Annotated in this window: 18 protein-coding genes; 12 read left to right on the forward strand and 6 right to left on the reverse strand. The window is 63.6% G+C overall.

The window, feature by feature from the left end; all coding sequences use genetic code 11:
- Nucleotides 1-49 precede the first annotated feature (49 nt).
- Nucleotides 50-787 (forward strand): NUDIX hydrolase, encoded by a 738-nt coding sequence (locus tag QRM57_RS18445; RefSeq protein WP_284987675.1) that lies wholly within the window; start codon nucleotides 50-52, stop codon nucleotides 785-787.
- Here QRM57_RS18445 and QRM57_RS18450 read toward each other — a convergent pair.
- The 4 genes from QRM57_RS18450 to QRM57_RS18465 form a co-directional block, all read right to left on the reverse strand.
- On the reverse strand, nucleotides 782-1,378 hold the full coding sequence (locus QRM57_RS18450) for a dTMP kinase (RefSeq protein ID WP_284987676.1): 597 nt from the start codon (nucleotides 1,376-1,378) through the stop codon (nucleotides 782-784). The two genes, QRM57_RS18445 and QRM57_RS18450, sit on opposite strands and share 6 nt — an antisense overlap.
- Nucleotides 1,379-1,443: 65 nt before the next feature.
- Complete coding sequence (locus QRM57_RS18455; RefSeq protein WP_284987677.1) at nucleotides 1,444-2,256, reverse strand: enoyl-CoA hydratase/isomerase family protein; 813 nt, start codon at nucleotides 2,254-2,256, stop codon at nucleotides 1,444-1,446.
- Nucleotides 2,253-3,485, reverse strand: a complete 1,233-nt coding sequence (locus tag QRM57_RS18460) for a CaiB/BaiF CoA transferase family protein (protein WP_284987678.1) — start codon at nucleotides 3,483-3,485, stop codon at nucleotides 2,253-2,255. The genes QRM57_RS18455 and QRM57_RS18460 overlap by 4 nt, the downstream gene beginning before the upstream one ends.
- 27 nt (nucleotides 3,486-3,512) lie before the next feature.
- A complete protein-coding gene (locus tag QRM57_RS18465; RefSeq protein WP_284987679.1) occupies nucleotides 3,513-4,898 on the reverse strand; it encodes an SLC13 family permease in 1,386 nt (461 codons plus the stop codon).
- Nucleotides 4,899-5,009: 111 nt separating this feature from the next.
- On the opposite strand from QRM57_RS18465, the gene QRM57_RS18470 reads away from it, so the two are divergent.
- From QRM57_RS18470 to QRM57_RS18520, 11 genes are all read left to right on the forward strand, one after another.
- Nucleotides 5,010-5,774 (forward strand): IclR family transcriptional regulator, encoded by a 765-nt coding sequence (locus QRM57_RS18470; protein WP_257369624.1) that lies wholly within the window; start codon nucleotides 5,010-5,012, stop codon nucleotides 5,772-5,774.
- Nucleotides 5,775-6,158: 384 nt separating this feature from the next.
- On the forward strand, nucleotides 6,159-6,422 hold the full coding sequence (locus QRM57_RS18475; RefSeq protein ID WP_235517603.1) for a hypothetical protein: 264 nt from the start codon (nucleotides 6,159-6,161) through the stop codon (nucleotides 6,420-6,422).
- Nucleotides 6,423-6,724: 302 nt separating this feature from the next.
- On the forward strand, nucleotides 6,725-7,210 hold the full coding sequence (locus tag QRM57_RS18480; protein ID WP_284987680.1) for a hypothetical protein: 486 nt from the start codon (nucleotides 6,725-6,727) through the stop codon (nucleotides 7,208-7,210).
- Nucleotides 7,207-8,436, forward strand: coding sequence for an Nramp family divalent metal transporter (locus QRM57_RS18485; protein ID WP_284987682.1), 1,230 nt, complete (start codon nucleotides 7,207-7,209; stop codon nucleotides 8,434-8,436). The genes QRM57_RS18480 and QRM57_RS18485 overlap by 4 nt, the downstream gene beginning before the upstream one ends.
- Complete coding sequence (locus QRM57_RS18490) at nucleotides 8,433-8,855, forward strand: hypothetical protein (protein WP_284987683.1); 423 nt, start codon at nucleotides 8,433-8,435, stop codon at nucleotides 8,853-8,855. The genes QRM57_RS18485 and QRM57_RS18490 overlap by 4 nt, the downstream gene beginning before the upstream one ends.
- Entirely contained in the window at nucleotides 8,842-9,177 is a 336-nt protein-coding gene (locus QRM57_RS18495; RefSeq protein ID WP_235517593.1) for a PRC-barrel domain-containing protein, read from the forward strand. The genes QRM57_RS18490 and QRM57_RS18495 overlap by 14 nt, the downstream gene beginning before the upstream one ends.
- Nucleotides 9,178-9,303: 126 nt before the next feature.
- Nucleotides 9,304-9,681 carry a hypothetical protein gene (locus tag QRM57_RS18500; RefSeq protein WP_284987684.1) on the forward strand — a complete coding sequence of 126 codons (378 nt, stop codon included), beginning with the start codon at nucleotides 9,304-9,306 and terminating at the stop codon, nucleotides 9,679-9,681.
- 117 nt (nucleotides 9,682-9,798) lie between these two features.
- On the forward strand, nucleotides 9,799-10,314 hold the full coding sequence (locus QRM57_RS18505) for an SRPBCC family protein (protein ID WP_257369631.1): 516 nt from the start codon (nucleotides 9,799-9,801) through the stop codon (nucleotides 10,312-10,314).
- Nucleotides 10,315-10,443: 129 nt separating this feature from the next.
- A complete protein-coding gene (locus tag QRM57_RS18510) occupies nucleotides 10,444-11,967 on the forward strand; it encodes a CYTH and CHAD domain-containing protein (protein WP_284987685.1) in 1,524 nt (507 codons plus the stop codon).
- Between the two features lie 79 nt (nucleotides 11,968-12,046).
- Nucleotides 12,047-13,780 (forward strand): ABC transporter ATP-binding protein, encoded by a 1,734-nt coding sequence (locus tag QRM57_RS18515; RefSeq protein ID WP_284987686.1) that lies wholly within the window; start codon nucleotides 12,047-12,049, stop codon nucleotides 13,778-13,780.
- The gene (locus QRM57_RS18520; RefSeq protein ID WP_284987688.1) at nucleotides 13,777-15,735 is read left to right on the forward strand and encodes an ABC transporter ATP-binding protein; all 1,959 of its coding nucleotides are present in this window, start codon (nucleotides 13,777-13,779) and stop codon (nucleotides 15,733-15,735) included. Before QRM57_RS18515 ends, QRM57_RS18520 begins: the two co-directional genes overlap by 4 nt.
- 98 nt (nucleotides 15,736-15,833) lie before the next feature.
- Here QRM57_RS18520 and QRM57_RS18525 read toward each other — a convergent pair whose 3' ends face one another.
- Together QRM57_RS18525 and QRM57_RS18530 are read right to left on the reverse strand one after the other, a co-directional pair.
- Nucleotides 15,834-16,406, reverse strand: coding sequence for an MOSC domain-containing protein (locus QRM57_RS18525; protein ID WP_284987689.1), 573 nt, complete (start codon nucleotides 16,404-16,406; stop codon nucleotides 15,834-15,836).
- The gene (locus QRM57_RS18530; RefSeq protein ID WP_235517575.1) at nucleotides 16,396-16,878 is read right to left on the reverse strand and encodes an NUDIX hydrolase; all 483 of its coding nucleotides are present in this window, start codon (nucleotides 16,876-16,878) and stop codon (nucleotides 16,396-16,398) included. The genes QRM57_RS18525 and QRM57_RS18530 overlap by 11 nt, the downstream gene beginning before the upstream one ends.
- Between the last annotated feature and the right edge of the window lie 72 nt (nucleotides 16,879-16,950).

Below are 16,950 nucleotides of genomic sequence, written 5' to 3' on the forward strand. Positions count from 1 at the left end.
CTGGCGCGGGATTATTGTCAACATGACGATAATTACCTACGATTGATCCATGCCTGAATCCCACCCGGCGCCCCAGCTCTTCCCGGTGACCGTCGACGTCGTCGCCCTTACCGTTCGCAACGGAGAGCTGAACGTCCTGCTGATCACCCGACTCATCGAGCCATTTCGTGGCAAACTGGCGCTTCCCGGTGGCTTCGTTCTGGCGGGGGAGGACTTGCTGGAAGCGGCGGCCCGGGAGCTCGCGGAGGAGGCCGGCGTCGAGCATCTGCCCGGGCACCTTGAGCAATTGGGGAGTTATGGGCCGAAAGGCCGCGATCCGCGTGGCGATATCCTGACGGTCGCTCATCTGCTGCTGGCGCCGGACTTTCCCGTATTGGCGGCAGGCAGCGACGCCGAGAAAGCGGCTTGGTACCCGGTTCGGGAGATCCAGGATGGCACGCTTGAGCTGGCGTTCGACCATGCGCAAATCCTCAACGACGCCCTGGAACGGGCCAAGTCCAAGCTGGAGTATTCACCCCTCGGGGCGGCCTTCTGCGGCGAGGAGTTCACCATCGCCCAGCTTCGCGCCGTCTATGAGGCGGTCTGGGGTACGCGCCTGGACCCGCGGAATTTCCATCGGAAGGCAACAGGGACGCCCGGATTCCTAGAGGACACCGGTCGAATGACAGCGGGCGACGCCGGTAGGCCGGCTGCGCTTTTCCGGCTCGCCCCCGCGGCGCGCCCGACGGCGGGCCAACCCACCCGCGCGGTTCTCAATCCACCCCTGATGCGCCCGCGGGAATCATGATAGCCAAGCCGGCTCGACTGCGGCCATGGCACGGTTGAGATGGGCCAGTACGTCCTCGGGCGTACCGTTCGCGTCCACCACTACGAAGTCGTCGAACTCCGGGAGGGATCGGTATGCCGCCCGGAAAGCCACCAGGTCTGCGAGGATTTCCTTGTCGGTGCCGCGAGCCATGACGCGGTCGTGGGCAACCCGCGGATCGACGTCGAAGTGGATCATGAGGTCCGGAGCTGGAAGCTTCCCCAGCAACCACGGAATCAAACGGCCGCGACCCAATCCGTTGGCCTGGCGCAACGCGAGTTGGCAGTGAAGGTGGCGGTCCATCACCACCAGCCCGTCGAACCTGCGAGCGGCAGACGAGGCGCGGGCGTGATTTACCAGCACGTTGAAAACTCGAATGCCGGTCTCAACAAAATCGGCAAACCAAGGCTGCAGATGCCAGTTCAATCTCGCGGAAAGAAGCGACAAGTGCCTCCGGCCGGCGTGGTTGCTGAGCAGCAGGGCGTTCCGTCCCTCGGCGTGGGCCGAATCGACCAAGGCGCGGGCCGCCGTCGTCTTTCCTGAACCGTCAATTCCCGTCAGAACAATGAGCATGTGGCCTCCCCTCGTTTCCTTTCCAACGAAACGAGGGGAGGGATTGTCCCGCGATGCGGCGCAGATCACCCCATGGGCCGCCACTGGAACCGGGGTTGCTTGCGGTTCAGAAAAGCGCTGATGCCGATCTCCATGTCCGGGTTGGCAGGCATCGCAGCCCAGGCCGCGGCCCATTCCTGGTCCACGACCGGTTCACCCGCTGACCCCTCACAATCCACCAGCCGCTTCATCGCGTGCATGGAGAAACGGGACCGGCTGCGCAGCGTGTTGATCAGTGCTGCGCACTTCTCTTCAAAGGACTCCGAGGGAACGACGTCGGCCACCAGGCCAAGCGCCTTGGCTTCAGTAGCGCTGAACGTCCGTCCGGTGAGGAGGATGTACTTTGCGTTGGCGTGACCCACCAGCCGCACCAACCGTTCCAAGCCGGGACGGGGATAGATGATGCCGATCTTCGCCGGGGTCAGCCCAATGACGGCGCGTTCGTTGGCGATGACGAAGTCGCACGCTGCTGCAATCTGCCAGCCGCCACCCATGCACGCGCCGTCCACCAAGGCCACCGTCGGCTTCGCCACGGAAGCAATGGCGGAATCGGCCAGGCTGAGATGGTCCACCGTGGAGCCGTCAGGTTGGGGGTCGGTGAGGACGGAGGAGAGTTCGCTGATGGACGCGCCGGCACAGAACGTGTCCCCGGCGCCGCGCAACACGATTACTGAAACATCAGGATCGGCGTCCAAGCGAGGCATGATTTCCTGGAACTCCAGGCACATGGCTTTAGTCACGGCGTTGCGCTGGGCAAGGTTGGAGATCTCCACTGTCGCCACACCGCCGGCAACTGAAACGGAAAGGCGGCCGGTGCGCACCTCGGAAGCGATGCTCATGAGCGTGCTCCCGCGTCCGCGGAAGTCCGGAATGCCGGCCCGCACACAACGCGACCCTCGCGCTCAAGCCGGGACACGTCGTCGTGCGTCATTCCACGTTCCAACAGAACCTCCGCTGTGTGCTCGCCAAGAAGCGGCGGCGGCGTATGGATTTCGCTCGCCTCGCCGTCCAGGCTCAGCGGCCCGCGCAGGAGGGGGAGTTCGGAACCGTCCCGTCGCTGGCGGCGCTGAACGAGCTTCAACGCGGCCACTTGCTCAGTAGCCAGCGCCTGCGTGTAGTTGAAGATGGGCCCGCAAGGGATACCGGCTTGGCTGATCAGCGGAACCCACTCGGAAGCGGGCCTGGTGGCAAGCGAGGACTCAATGAGTTCTGTCAGCTGATCGCGGTTGGCCGAACGATCCGCTCCGGTGGCGAACCGGGGATCCTCCAGCGCGGAGGGAACGCCGATCAGCGTGCAGAACGCCCGCCATTGCTTGTCGCTTCCCACGGCGATGTTGATGGATTCCGTGGCGGTGGCAAACGTGCCGTAGGGCGCGATGACGGGGTGGTTGTTGCCTTGCGGGGTGGCTGCTTCGCCGAGGCTTAGGGCTTTCTGTCCTTGGAACGCGGACAGGTTCAGTGCGGTTTCCAGCAGTGAGGTGGACACCCGGCCGGGCCGTTCGCCGTTCCGGGCGCCGAGCAGCGCGGAGACGATGCCGAACGCACAAACCATCCCGGAAGTGATGTCCACGATCGGAAGACCCACACGATATGTTTCCCCGGGACCGGGCCCTGTGACGGACATCAGCCCCGACATTCCCTGGATGACCTGGTCCAGTCCGGCGTCGTCCTTGAGGGGCCCGATGTTCCCGAACCCACTGACGGACCCCAGCACGAGGTCCGGGTTGAGTTCTTCGAGTCGCGCTGCGGTGAAGCCCATCTTGTCCAGGGTGCCGGGTTTGAAGTTCTCCACCAGGACATCGGCATCGGCGATCAAGCCGGCGAGGATGTCGCGACCCTCGGCAGAATAGAAGTCCAGGCACACAGATGCCTTGTTGCGGTTGACGGAGTCGAAGTACAGGCTGTGGCCGTCCTGGAATGGCGGCCATTGCCGGGCGGTGTCACCGCCGTTGACGCTTTCCACCTTGATGATCCTGGCGCCCATGTCAGCCAGGAGTGCCGTGCAATAGGGCCCGGCGAGAGCCCGGCTGAGGTCGATCACGGTGATCCCGCGGAGTGGTTTGAGCATGGTTGTGTACCTAACGTTGGAGCGGATTCAGAGGCTGGAGGGCAACACCAGGGCACCCACCAGAAGGAGCGGGCCGACCACCACCATGGACAGGCCCCACCGGGTGAGGAGGGTGGTGATGCGGGGACGTTCGTCGGCGTCGACTGTGGCTACGAACGTGGCGCCGACAGTGGAGAACGGTGAAACGTCCACGATGGATGAACACACGCCCAGCGCCGCGATGACCGCCCACCCGGCGATGTCACCGGAGGCCACCAGTGGCAAGGCAAGCGGCACAAGGGCCGCGAGCATGCCGGTGGTGGAAGCGAACGCGGACACGAGGCCGCCGATCGCGCAGATCAACAGCGCGGCCAGGAGCGGGGTTCCGACGGCGCCGGCTGCTTCGCCGAGCAGGGTGACCGCTCCCATGGTCTGAAGCACTCCGACGAACGTGATGATCCCGCCCACCAGCAGGACCGTGGACCAGTCGATCTTGGCCACGGCCGACTTGCCGGACTGCGGATCGCACAAGGTGAGGACCGAGGCGAAAGCGAAACACAGAACGCCGATGTCCGGGCTGGCGCCCAAGACGGACATCAGGATGACGGTGAGGACCAAACCCGCCATGCAGAGCACCGTGATGACCTGGTTGAGGTTGAGTTGAGGGCCCGACGCCGGTGCCTCCGCGGGTGGGCCGTCCAGGACCTGGATGGTTTGTTGTGCCGCTTGCTTGCCCCGCGCGATGTTGCCGTCGCGCTCAAAGGGGTGTGACGGCGTCGGGCGTTCTTTGCTGAAGCGTGGCACGGCTGTGCCAAAACCGTCCGTGGTGCGGGTGTTGAGCAGCTTGAAGCCGCCGAAGAGGACGTAGGCGGCAGCTACGAGAGCCAGGTTGGTGCCCAGTGCCACGGTGAAGAGAACCAGCGGATCGAGGTCGATCCCCGCTGCCCGCGCCGTGCCATAGGTGACGATGCCGAACAAGCTGGTGGGGGCGAATCCTCCAGCGCTGAGGCCTGAGCCGATGGCGATCCCCATCAGCATGCGGTCGATGCCGTAACGCTTGGCCAGCGGCATCCCAATGGGCGCCATAACCAATCCGGCCAGCGGCGAACCCATGGCCGAGATGCCAATGGTCAGCGCGAAGAAGGCCAAGGGCAGGAAGAAGGCCCGGTCACCTACTTTGGCGATGGCCCGCTCAATGATCACGTCGATGGTCCCGTTCGCTTGGGCGATCGCGAAGAAATAGGTGACGCCTACCAGCAGGACCAGGATCCCGATGGGGAATCCCGCTACTACCTTGTCGATAGTCATCCCCGCCATCCACACGCCGACGCCCGCTGCCGCTGCGAACATGAGCACTCCGATGTGCACTTTGCGCAGGGTAGCCAGGACGAACACGCCCACAAAGATGGCGAGAGCCGCGATTTGTAATTCCATAGCCCGTTCTCCAATCAAACTTCTTCGGTTCACTGGATGAACCAACGGTTCATTTTGGGAAGTCGCCTGTAATGTAGAGGACAGGGAAAAGGCCGTCAAGCGGGAGAGTGGATGAGTACGCAGAGTGTGGTCACGGCAATCCGGGTGCTTGAAGCGGTCTCCGACAACCAGCCGGCGGGTTTGTCCGAACTCAGCCGGGAAGTGGATGTTCCCAAGGCCACGGTTCTCCGGGTTCTGAGGACACTGGGGGAGCTGGGCTGGGTCTCGCAGTCCGAAGCCCAAGCCGGCAAATGGGTCCTGACCAATCACGCGTTCGCTGTTGCCAGCCGTGGAAGCAGCGGATCTGTTATCCGCGACGCCGCCATGGGCCCACTCAACGCGCTGCAGCTGGACACCACCGAAACAGTCCACCTGGCGGTGCCGGACCGCCGCTATATGCTCATCATCGAGCGCCTGGACACGCCGCACGTCCTCCGGGCTTTCCTGCCGCTGGGCTCGCGTCTGCCCATGCACGCCTCGTCGACCGGCATGGCGTACCTGTCAGCCGCCGATGAAGCTTTCGTCGAGGAATACCTGGCCGGTCCGCTTGAAGCACTGACACCGCAAACCGTCGTGGACCCGGCCAAGCTGCGGGCGATGATCGGAGACACGCGGGCCCGAGGGTATTCCATCAACGAGCAGGGGCTCAGCACTGGCATCACCTCGATCGGTGTTCCGCTTCTGGGGCCCGGCGGCGTGGCGGCGGGATCGATCTCCATTTCGGGGCCCTCAAGCAGGATTGTTCCCACCAAGTACCAGGAGTACGGCGAGGCTGCAGCAGGAACCGCCCGGGAGATCAGTCGTGCTCTGGGAGCTTCTTCATCAAAAGGTTACTAAGTTTCCTGACCAACTACTGCGCTGGAAGTCATTGCACGCCTATCATGATGCTGTGAACGTGCTTCTGCCGGGCAATTGTTCGTTTGAACTCTTTTCCGGGAGGGTACGTAAGCGATAAGGAGATGAATTTCTCCGATCGGTGCCCGTTGGCATGGGTGGCGCTCCTCCGGGGGTACCAGCGGACGCCTTCCTGAATAGACAAACATTTATTGAAGGGATGCGTAGCTCAATGAACACACTCCTGATAATCGCTGGCGTAATTGCGATCATCTTGCTTCTCGTCGGTGGATTTAACCAAGCCCTCAGTTTCCTGCTGTGGGTAGGAATTATCCTGCTGGTACTGGCCCTCATTGGATGGGTGCTGGGCCGGGGCCGGTCTCGCGTATGACAACTGATCCAAGCGAAGTTGCCGGCTACGCCCAGGTTCGCGACGGAACAACTACGCCCGGGCGCCCCCTTCCCAGGGACCCGGACGTGCCCGGAACCGGTGGGCAGGTGCCGGTCAGCGACGGTCCCGAGGAAGCTCCAGAGGATGCCGTTGATGCCGGACCCAGCGAATCAGCAAATCCGCCGGGACCGGCAGAGGAAAAGGATGAGAAAACCGCGGATAATCGCGGTTTGACCACCGAAACCAATCCCACGGACTGACAGTGGGCTTTTGCGGCCGCGGGCGGAAGAAATTCCGGCTGCGGCCGCACTCGTAATCAGTGACTGCGGCGGGGTGCAGCCAACTCAGCGATTGAGGTTGATATGCGGTTCGGTTCAATCATCGGGCTTCTGGTAGTGGTGTGGCTGGTTATAGGAGCGGTGGCTGCCGGCCAGCGGGGTTACTACAGCGACCCGCCCGCGCAATGCTCGCAGTTTGCAACCATTGCGCTCAACATCGTCGCGGGTCCACTGAATTACACCGGCCTGAATCCCCAAGGCGGGTGTGAGATTCCGAAGCCGTCATGACCCGAAGCTGGAAGCTTCTGGCAGCAACCCTGGCCGCCTTGGTCTTCGTGGGCGGACTGCTTTCCGGGTGCGCCCAAAGCCCTTCAGCGGGCTCCCTTAAAGGCCCTGCCAAGGAAGCCGCCTCCGCTGTTCGCGCCGCTTCCCTGGCGGTGGACCTCAGGCTCCAGGAACGCGCGACGGCGGCAGCGGCGACTACCACTGCGGACGACATGCTCAAGGGCATGCAATCCGCCACCGATCAGCTGGAACATTTCGGCGCGAAAACGCAGGATGAACAGTCGCTGCGGGACCGCATGCTGGCCTGCTTCTCCGCCATTTCACGGTCTCTCCTCCACGCCAGGGACGCCCTAGCCGCACCCACATCAACACCTGACGGCGGAACGGACCTCGCAGGAAGTGTCCAGCTCCCGGCGGTCCAGGGTGAACTCCGAACGGCTACTGAACAACTTGACGCCCTCATGACCAAGGCCGGCATCCAGTGAAACGGCTCCTCGGTGTTGCACTCGGCATCCTGACAGCGATCGGGGGCTTTGTCGACATCGGGGATCTTGTGACCAACGCCGTCGTTGGCTCCCGCTTTGGACTCTCGCTGGCTTGGGTGGTTGTGGTTGGCGTGGTGGGCATTTGCCTCTTCGCCAATATGTCGGGACGGGTCGCCGCCGTCTCTGGGCGGGCCACCTTTGAAGTGATCCGGGAACGCATGGGACCGCGGGCGGGCCTTGCCAATCTCACCGCATCCTTCCTGATCAACCTCATGACTGTCACTGCGGAGATCGGCGGAATTGCCCTGGCCCTCCAGCTGGCCAGCGGCGTTTCCTACATGCTGTGGGTTCCGTTCGCCTTGATCGCGGTATGGCTGGTGATATGGCGGGTGAAGTTCAGCATCATGGAAAATGTGACAGGGCTTGTAGGCCTGTCCCTGGTGGTCTTCGCCGTAGCGCTCTTCCTCCTCAAGCCGGACTGGGGTTCGCTCGCCTCCCAGGCGCTGAACCCCTCAATCCCCTCGGAGGAGGGTTCCGGCGTGTACTGGTACTACGCGATCGCCCTGTTTGGAGCGGCCATGACGCCCTACGAAGTGTTCTTCTTCTCCTCCGGTGCCGTGGAGGAACGCTGGAAGGTCAAGGACTTGGTGCAATCACGGATCAACGTCCTGTTGGGCTTCCCGCTGGGAGGTTTCCTGTCCCTCGCCATCGCGGCGTGCGCCGCCGTCGTCCTCCTGCCGGCCGGCATCAGCGTGACGACGCTGTCGCAGGTCGCGCTGCCAGTCATCCAGGCGGGCGGGCAACTGGCGTTGGCTGTCCTGATCCTCGGCGTTGTCGCCGCGACTTTCGGTGCTGCGTTGGAAACGACCCTGTCCAGCGGGTACACGCTGGCCCAGTTCTTCGGTTGGTCCTGGGGTAAGTTCCGGCGCCCGGCGGAGGCGGCCCGCTTCCACGTGGCCATGATCGTGGTCCTGCTGGCGGGTGTCGCTGTCCTGGCCACCGGTGTGGACCCTATCCTGGTCACCGAATATTCCGTGGTGTTTTCGGCGATAGCGCTGCCGCTGACCTACCTGCCCATCCTGATCGTGGCGAACGATCCCCAGTACATGGGCAAGCACGTCAACGGCCGGGCTGTGAACATTGTGGCCTTCGTTTACTTGGTCATCATCCTGGTGGCCTCTGTGGCGGCCATCCCCCTCATGATTGCGACGGGAGCAGGGGCATGAGAAAAGCGAAACCGATCCCGGTCCAGGACATCAGGCCCGCGCCGCGCCCGGCCGGCCTGGTCCTGGATGCCCAGCTGCACTTGCTGGACCGGCAAATACTGGACGTCGACGGCGTACCCGTCACCACGGTTGACGACGTGGAGTTGAGCGGCCCCGCACCTGGAGAACCCATCCCCGAAGGAACCGAGGCGCCCCACATCACCGCCTTGCTGACCGGAGCGGTCCTCGGGACGCGCATCTTTGGCGGCAGGCCGCCGTCGAGCAGGTTCATCAGGATCCCGTGGGAAGTGGTGGCTGGCGTGGACACGGTAGTGTCCTTGGGTGTCCGGGCCAATTCGCTCGATGCTTCCTGGCTTGAGCGCTGGATGCGCGACCAGATCATCGCCAAAATTCCTGGAGGCCGGCATGATCCTGAATGACCTTTTGGGTACAGATGTCGTGGACAGCACCGGCCAGCGGTTGGGTGAGGTGTCGGACGTCCGGTTTGCCCTGGACGCTGCTCCGGCGCAGCTTCTGAGCCGGGCCCGGATGGTGGGCGTCGTGGTCTGTCCCAGGACGGCCACATCGTTCCTTGGGTATGAACGGATGGACGTGAACCAGCCTTGGCCCCTAGCCCAGCTGCTGAGGTGGCGGCATCGGGGATCGTTCCTGGTGTTGTGGGAGGACATCGCGGTGATGGGTCCCGACGGCGTGAGGCTGCGCTCCGAGTTCACGGCGTACGAATCAACATTGCCAAGGTAGCCGCTGTTTGCAAATGCTAAGTTTGCTGATTAGTTTGGTAGTAGGGCATGGACATGCCATAGAACGCCCTTAGGGGTTCGAAGAGTTCCATATACACGTTCACCGCTTTTGGAAAGGACAGGTCGCATGGACAAGCAGAACGCCACACCGGAAGAGGAAGTGGGCGGCTACGGCACTCCCACCGCGGAGCAGGAAGCCGGCGGCGGCCAAGCGCAGCCCCGGGTGGAGGAAGACCTCTCCGAAGCCGGACTCAGCCAGGACAGCCCCGACGGCGAAACGTTCGCCACCGGTGCGCCGAACCTCAGCCACTTGGACCCCGAAGACTCGGACAGCTCAGGGGAGCCGGGCGCCGGGCGCTTCGGTGGGACCGATGAACAGGCCCACGCCGAGCAGTCCCTGCAGCCCGACGGCAATGACGACGACCTGCCGGACGGCAGCGGTAACGACCTCCCCCAAGAGGAGTCTCCGAATGACGATGACGAAGAAGATTTCGACGCCGGCTAAAAACTCCAGCTGGCGCGCTTAAGCAGGCGCGCCTCCGGTTAAGCAGCCAGCCGGCTGGCGTGCCACTGGCACCACCCGCAATAAAGCACCCGAGACACGATCGAAGGAGCAAAACCTATGGCCACCGTAAACAAGTCAATTGAAGTAGACGTCCCCGTATCCGTCGCCTACAACCAATGGACACAGTTCGAGACGTTCCCCGAGTTCATGAACGGGGTGGACGCTGTTGAGCAGATCGACGAAACGGGCCTCCACTTCTCAACCAACGTGGGCGGGGTAAAGCGCGAGTACAACGCGCAGATCGTGGAACAGGTCCCGGACACCTTGGTCAGCTGGGCCAGCGTGGACGGCCCCCGCAACGGCGGCACGGTGAGCTTCGAGTCGCTCGAACCTGCCAGGACCCGGGTCTCGGTCGAGATCGTGTGGGAGCCGGAAAGCCTCACTGAAAAGGCTGGTTCGGCCCTTGGGGTGGACAGCCTGCGTGTTGGCGCGGACCTGGACAAGTTCAAGAAGTTCATTGAGGCCCAGGGGCACGAAACCGGTGCCTGGCGTGGGACGGTGTCTGGCGGCGACGTGGATGACACAGGCGAAGGAACGCTGGATCCCACCCGCCCCCGCTCGGTAGACATCTAGCGCGGCGCTGCGGACTCGTTCACACTGGTAACAGCACCAAATAGATAGCTCCAACGAGGGCCGGCCACTGATACGGGCCGGCCCTCGCGGCATATCCGGGAGCTGACACGGCAGAGGAGCACGGAGTACATGGCAACGGCCAGCAACATCGAGACTGAGCGGAAATTCGACGCCGATGAGTCCACGCCGCTCCCAGACCTGGAGTCCATCGAGGGCGTCGGGAGAGTCGGTGAGCCCGCGGTCCATCACCTGGAGGCCGTCTACTTCGACACCAGCCGCCTGGCCCTGGCCGCCCGCGGGATCACGCTGCGCCGCCGCACCGGTGGTACCGATGCCGGCTGGCACCTCAAACTTCCGCATAGCCCGGGCAACAGGACGGAAGTCCAGGCCCCACTGGGCTCCGTGGATTCCATTCCCGACGAACTCCTGGAACGCGTCCTTGCCTACACCCGTGGTCGGCCGCTGGCGCCGGTTGCCACGCTGAATACCGAACGCACCAGCTTCGCCCTCTACGGAGACGACGGCGGACGCCTTGCCGACTTCGTCGACGACCGGGTGCGTGCCCTCGTAACCATCGATGGGCCGCGTGAGTCCCGCTGGCGCGAGTGGGAGCTCGAACTGGCGGCGAAGGACGGGCAAGACGATGCATTGCTGGAGGCTCTCGCCGGACAGCTGGCCGACGCCGGAGCCGTGCCCAGCAAGCGTGCCTCCAAGTTGGCCACGGCCCTGGGCGATTCATGGCCGCCGCCCCGGAAAGCAGCTGGGCATTCTTCCAGTGGCAAGGCCCCGGCCGTTACTCCGGTGCTGGAGTACCTGGAGTCGCAAATCGCTGACCTGCTTCTCCAGGACGCGCACGTCCGGCAGGACCGGGACGACGCCGTGCATCAAATGCGCTCCCTGATCCGACGCATCCGTTCGGTGCTGCACACCTACCGAAAGCTCTTTGATCCCGCGGCGGTGGAAGGGCTTGAATCTGAACTGAAGTCCTTGGCCGAAACGCTGGGCCGCTACCGGGATGCGGAGGTCCTGCACGAACGGCTTCGCGCGTCCCTGGACGAGTTGCCGGCGAAGCTGGTGCTGGGTCCGCTGCATGACGAACTCGACCAGCGCATGCAGGTCAGGTTGGACACGGCGTTGTCGGCCATCCGGGAGCGATTGGACAGTGCCCGTTACTACAAGCTGCTGGAACAGCTCGAGGAGTTCACCCAAGCCCCACCCACCATCCTCAAGGGGAGCCGTCCGGCCGGCAAAACGACCGCCAAGCTCGTCAACAAGGCCGCCCAACGGCTCGGCAAACGCCATGACGCCGCGGTGGGTGCCGCCGTCGGGCCTCAACGCGACAAGGCCTTCCATGAGGTCCGGAAGGCAGCCAAAAAGCTGCGTTTCGCCGCCGCGGCTGTAGGAAGCGTGCACGGCAAGCGCGCCGGCAGGATTGAGGACGCAGCCCACAAGGTGCAATCGATCCTGGGCGAGCACCAGGACAGTGCCATGGCCCGCGAAGAGCTGCTGAAACTGGGCTCGGCGTCGGACGTCGGGAACGCGGCGTTCACCTACGGGGTGCTTCACGCGCAGGAGCGCAGTGCCGCAGATGCGACAGAGCTCCAGTACCTGCAGAGTGGCAAGAAAGCGCGAAAACTACGACTCAAGCCCTGACACAGCATTGCCCCTAGTTGCCCGCGGCAACCAGACGTAAACTGGCCTTCGGTTCATACAGCGTCTGCTTGGAGATCTCATGCTTTGGAAGGTCCTTGTCCGGTTCCTGCGGCCGCATCAGCGGCTGTTGATTGCCGTCGTCGTCTTCCAGCTGGCGCAGTCCATCGCCTCCCTGTACCTGCCCACACTCAACGCGGACATCATCGATAACGGTGTGGCCACCGGCGATACCGACTACATCCTGCGCATGGGCGGGCTCATGCTGCTGATTACCCTGCTGCAGATAGCGTGTGCCGTGGTGGCTGTGTACTTCGGCGCGAAAGCCGCCATGGGCATGGGTCGCGACGTCCGCGACGCGATCTTCAGCCGCGTCGGCGAGTTTTCCGAGCAGGAGGTCACCAGGTTCGGTGCGCCGTCCCTGATCACACGCTCCACCAACGACGTCCAGCAGATCCAGCAGCTGGTCCTCATGTCCTGCACGCTGATGGTCGCGGCCCCCATGCTCAGCATCGGCGGGGTGATCATGGCCGTGCGACAGGACGCGCAACTGTCCTGGCTGATTGCGGTCTGCGTCCCGGTCCTGCTGGTGGCGGTCGGCCTGATCGTGACCCGGATGGTGCCGCTGTTCCGCAAAATGCAGGTAAGGATCGACGCCGTCAACCGGGTCCTGCGCGAGCAGCTCACCGGCATCCGGGTGGTCCGGGCGTTCGTGCGCGAAGACATGGAGACAGCCCGTTTCGGTAAAGCGAACGACGACGTCACTGACGTAGCGCTGCGGGCGGGCCGTTTGATGTCGCTCATGTTCCCTGTGGTCATGCTGGTCATGAACGTCTCCAGTGTGGCGGTGATCTGGTTCGGGTCCTTCAGGATCGAGGACGGGTCCATGCAAGTGGGCACCCTGATCGCGTTCCTGAGCTACCTGATGCAGATCCTCATGTCCGTCATGATGGCCACGTTCATGGCCGTGATGATTCCCCGGGCGTCCGTCTCCGCCGACCGGATCGGTGAGGTGCTCGATACCCCCTCAAGCGTCCAGCCGCCGTCGAACCCGGTAGCCGCCGGTATCCGCCGGGGCGAACTGGCCATGCACGACGTCGGATTCGCCTACCCGGGTGCCGAGCAACCTGTACTGAGCGGTGTCACTTTCACCGCCGCCGCAGGGCAGACCACAGCGATCATCGGCAGCACCGGTGCCGGTAAAACCACTCTGGTGAACCTCATGCCGCGCCTTTTCGATGCCACCAGCGGATCCGTGCGAATGGATGGCGTGGACGTCCGCGACCTGCACCCAGACAAATTATGGGGCCACATCGGCCTGGTGCCGCAACGGCCATACCTGTTCTCCGGAACGGTCCGCAGCAACCTCCAATACGGCAAACCCGACGCTACCGAGGAAGAGATGTGGCAGGCACTGTCCGTGGCCCAGGCGCGGGACTTCGTCGAAGAAATGGAAGGTGGCCTCGACGCGGCCATCTCCCAGGGCGGCACAAACGTCTCGGGCGGGCAGCGCCAGCGGCTCGCGATTGCGCGGGCATTGGTGAAGCAGCCGGAACTGTACATTTTTGATGATTCGTTCTCCTCGCTGGACACCGCAACGGACGCCCGGCTGCGGCAGGCACTCAAACGGCACACAAACGGAGCCACCCTGGTGATCATCGCCCAGCGCGTGTCCAGCATCGCCGACGCGGACCAGATCCTGGTGCTCGACGACGGCAGGATCGTGGGGCAGGGAACGCACGATGAGTTGCTGGAGTACTCCGAAACCTACCGCGAAATCGTGTCGTCCCAGCTGGCATCGGAGGAAGCAGCATGAGCACGGCCACCCGGGGACCCCAACGGCCCGCCATGGGTCCAGGACGCGGCGGACCCTTCGCCGGGATGAACGTCCCGGCCGAGAAAGCATCCAACTTCGGCGCCTCCGCCCGGCGCCTGCTGGGCACCCTCCATCCGGAGCGGTTCTGGCTGACCATGGTCCTGGTGTTCGCCGTGGTCAGCGTCGCGCTGTCCGTGATCGGGCCCCGGCTGCTTGGCGAAGGCACCAACCTGATCTTTGCCGGCGTCGTCTCCAAACAGCTGCCCGCAGGAGTCACCAAAGCCGAGGTGATCGACAGGCTCCGCGCCTCAGGCGAGGGCAGCAAAGCCGACATGCTCAGCGCCATGACCCTCACTCCCGGCGTCGGAATCGACTTCGGCGCGCTGTCCTCCGTGCTGCTGTGGGCGCTGGCCCTATATGTCCTGGCCTCAGCGTTCGGTTGGATGCAGGCGTACGTCCTCAACGGCGTCGTCCAGCGCACCGTCTACCGGCTGCGTGAGCGGATCGAAGCGAAAATCCACCGGCTGCCGCTCCGGTACTTCGACTCCATACAGCGCGGCGAGCTGCTCAGTCGGGTGACCAACGATGTGGACAACATCTCCCAAAGCCTGCAGCAATCCATCAGCCAGGTAGTTTCGTCCCTGCTCACCGTGTTGGGCGTGCTGGTGATGATGTTCATCCTCTCGCCACTGCTGGCACTGATCGCACTTGTGACCATCCCCCTGACCCTGGGCATCACCATGCTGATCGCCAAACGGTCCCAGAAAATGTTCGTGGCCCAGTGGAAAAACACAGGCGAACTCAACGGCCAGATCGAGGAAACCTACACCGGCCACGCGTTGGTGAAGGTGTTCGGGCGGCAGAACGAGGTTCAGGAGAAATTCCGCACGAAGAACGCGGAGCTGTACCAGGCCAGCTTCGGGGCGCAGTTCGTGAGTGGGCTGATCATGCCGGCCATGACATTCATCGGCAACCTCGTCTATGTGGGTATCGCCGTGGTGGGAGGCCTGCAGGTCGCCTCCGGTGCCATGCAACTGGGCGATGTGCAGGCGTTCATCCAGTACTCGCGGCAGTTCACCATGCCGCTGGCCCAGCTCGGATCCATGGCCAACATGCTCCAATCCGGGGTCGCATCCGCCGAACGCGTCTTCAACCTGCTCGATGAAAAGGAGGAGTCCGAAGAGCCGGCAGCTACCGCAACCGGTCCCTCCCGCGGCCGGCTCGTGTTCGAGAACGTGTCCTTCCGCTACTCGCCGGACAAGCCGCTGATCACGGACCTCAGCCTGGTCGCCGAGCCGGGGCAGAGCATTGCGATCGTTGGGCCCACGGGTGCCGGCAAGACAACGCTGGTGAACCTCATGATGCGGTTCTACGACCTCGACGGCGGCCGGATCACCTTGGACGGCGTGGACATCGCGTCCCTGTCACGGCAGGAACTGCGCTCGCGGATGGGCATGGTGCTGCAGGATACGTGGCTGTTTGGCGGGACCATCCGGGACAACATCGCCTACGGGCGGCCCACAGCTTCCGAATCCGAGATTGTTGAAGCCGCACAGGCAACCTATGTCGACCGCTTCGTGCGGTCGCTCCCGGAAGGTTACGACACCCTGCTCGACGACGAGGGCGGCAATGTGTCGGCAGGTGAGAAGCAGTTGCTGACCATCGCGCGTGCTTTCCTGTCCCGTCCGTCCGTGCTGATCCTGGATGAAGCGACCAGCTCCGTTGATACGCGGACCGAGGTGCTGGTGCAGAAAGCCATGAACGCGCTGCGCTCGGACCGGACCAGCTTCGTGATCGCGCACCGGCTCTCCACCATCCGGGACGCCGACCTCATTCTGGTCATGGAGGCCGGGCAGATCGTGGAACAGGGGACGCACTCGGAGCTGTTGGCCGCAGGGGGAGCGTACTCCAGGCTGTACGAGGCACAATTCGCAGCGCCGGCCGCCGAAGTGTAGGAGCTCCAGTGTCCACGGCCCACGTCCAAGAGCGGCACGGAACGCCCTGGGTTCGACGGGCAATTGTCCAGGTCCTTCAATGGTGCGTGCTGTGCTCCCTAGGGCAGGCGTGACGGTCGAAGCACGTTGGCATCTCCGGCCTTGGCTGGGTCCAGGGGGACGGGGCTCACCAGTGTGGCTGGGCCCTTGTTCAGCAGTCCACCCGAGATGACCTGGCATCGCACGCCGCCGCGGCCCCGCATCGCTTTGTGGGCGCCGGGAGCCAACATTTGGTCCATCCATGCGCACGGGTGGGCTGGGCGGCCCGCCTTCAACCGCACCGCATCGTCCCCGGACTCCAGGGTGAATTCGTGTCCGAGCAAGGGCGCCAGCTCGGCACCCCTGAGGACAACATTGCGGCGCGTCAGCAACGGGTCAAAAGGCCCGGCGTCGAGTTCGTCCGCGATTGCCTCCAACGCCTCTACTGAGAAGAGCGTGACTGCTGCGTCCATGTGGGCGGCCTTGCCGAAGAACCTGTCCCCAACAATTCCCTTGCCGGTGACCAGTTCCGCGTGGTGGGCATCCGTGGTGGGGACATCCGCAGCCCCCTCCCGGGCACGACCAAAGTAGGCATGCGCCGGCGACACCAATAGGTGCAGAACCTCGACGTCGTACCTGTATTCAGTGGCCATCCCTTAACGCTAGCCGACTGACCAACGCATCAACGATGGGCAGCTGCCCTTTGACCAGCTTGGTCCGGGCCGTGGCTTCATCAAACCAACGTGCGTCATCAATCTCGGGGAATTCCTTGATGGCCCCGGAGCCTTTTGGCCACTCCATGGGGAAGGTGTTGCTGACAATTGTGTCCGGCTGAAATTCCCTGGCTTCGGCGGCGAAAGCAGTGATGAGTTTGCCGGAGGGCTGGCGGAAAACCCCCAACAATTCGTAGTCTACGGATGGGGGAGGGGAGCCAATTTCCTCCAGAAATTCCCGTTTCGCTGCGTCCAAGGCGTCTTCATCGTCAGTGAATTCGCCCTTGGGAATGGACCACGCGTGCTGGTCTTTCCGTGACCAGAATGGGCCGCCCATGTGGGCTATCCATAGTTCCAACGGACCAGATGGAGGCTGCCGGTAAAGAAGTATGCCTGCGCTGCGAATTGCCATTTTTTCCTTCGAACCATCCAGGACGTCCAAGGTCAGGAACCGAGCCTACCGGATGCGTTGCCCTAGAGGATT

Source organism: Arthrobacter sp. fls2-241-R2A-172, from assembly GCF_030208885.1.
In the GTDB taxonomy this organism is placed as follows: domain Bacteria; phylum Actinomycetota; class Actinomycetes; order Actinomycetales; family Micrococcaceae; genus Arthrobacter.

What these genes read in the sequence shown, in the direction of transcription:
- QRM57_RS18445 (WP_284987675.1), top strand. Translation starts at nt 50, where the DNA reads ATGCCTGAATCCCACCCGGCGCCCCAGCTCTTCCCGGTGACCGTCGAC.
- QRM57_RS18450 (WP_284987676.1), bottom strand. Translation starts at nt 1,378, where the DNA reads ATGCTCATTGTTCTGACGGGAATTGACGGTTCAGGAAAGACGACGGCG.
- QRM57_RS18455 (WP_284987677.1), bottom strand. Translation starts at nt 2,256, where the DNA reads ATGAGCATCGCTTCCGAGGTGCGCACCGGCCGCCTTTCCGTTTCAGTT.
- QRM57_RS18460 (WP_284987678.1), bottom strand. Translation starts at nt 3,485, where the DNA reads ATGCTCAAACCACTCCGCGGGATCACCGTGATCGACCTCAGCCGGGCT.
- QRM57_RS18465 (WP_284987679.1), bottom strand. Translation starts at nt 4,898, where the DNA reads ATGGAATTACAAATCGCGGCTCTCGCCATCTTTGTGGGCGTGTTCGTC.
- QRM57_RS18470 (WP_257369624.1), top strand. Translation starts at nt 5,010, where the DNA reads ATGAGTACGCAGAGTGTGGTCACGGCAATCCGGGTGCTTGAAGCGGTC.
- QRM57_RS18475 (WP_235517603.1), top strand. Translation starts at nt 6,159, where the DNA reads ATGACAACTGATCCAAGCGAAGTTGCCGGCTACGCCCAGGTTCGCGAC.
- QRM57_RS18480 (WP_284987680.1), top strand. Translation starts at nt 6,725, where the DNA reads ATGACCCGAAGCTGGAAGCTTCTGGCAGCAACCCTGGCCGCCTTGGTC.
- QRM57_RS18490 (WP_284987683.1), top strand. Translation starts at nt 8,433, where the DNA reads ATGAGAAAAGCGAAACCGATCCCGGTCCAGGACATCAGGCCCGCGCCG.
- QRM57_RS18495 (WP_235517593.1), top strand. Translation starts at nt 8,842, where the DNA reads ATGATCCTGAATGACCTTTTGGGTACAGATGTCGTGGACAGCACCGGC.
- QRM57_RS18500 (WP_284987684.1), top strand. Translation starts at nt 9,304, where the DNA reads ATGGACAAGCAGAACGCCACACCGGAAGAGGAAGTGGGCGGCTACGGC.
- QRM57_RS18505 (WP_257369631.1), top strand. Translation starts at nt 9,799, where the DNA reads ATGGCCACCGTAAACAAGTCAATTGAAGTAGACGTCCCCGTATCCGTC.
- QRM57_RS18510 (WP_284987685.1), top strand. Translation starts at nt 10,444, where the DNA reads ATGGCAACGGCCAGCAACATCGAGACTGAGCGGAAATTCGACGCCGAT.
- QRM57_RS18515 (WP_284987686.1), top strand. Translation starts at nt 12,047, where the DNA reads ATGCTTTGGAAGGTCCTTGTCCGGTTCCTGCGGCCGCATCAGCGGCTG.
- QRM57_RS18520 (WP_284987688.1), top strand. Translation starts at nt 13,777, where the DNA reads ATGAGCACGGCCACCCGGGGACCCCAACGGCCCGCCATGGGTCCAGGA.
- QRM57_RS18525 (WP_284987689.1), bottom strand. Translation starts at nt 16,406, where the DNA reads ATGGCCACTGAATACAGGTACGACGTCGAGGTTCTGCACCTATTGGTG.
- QRM57_RS18530 (WP_235517575.1), bottom strand. Translation starts at nt 16,878, where the DNA reads ATGGCAATTCGCAGCGCAGGCATACTTCTTTACCGGCAGCCTCCATCT.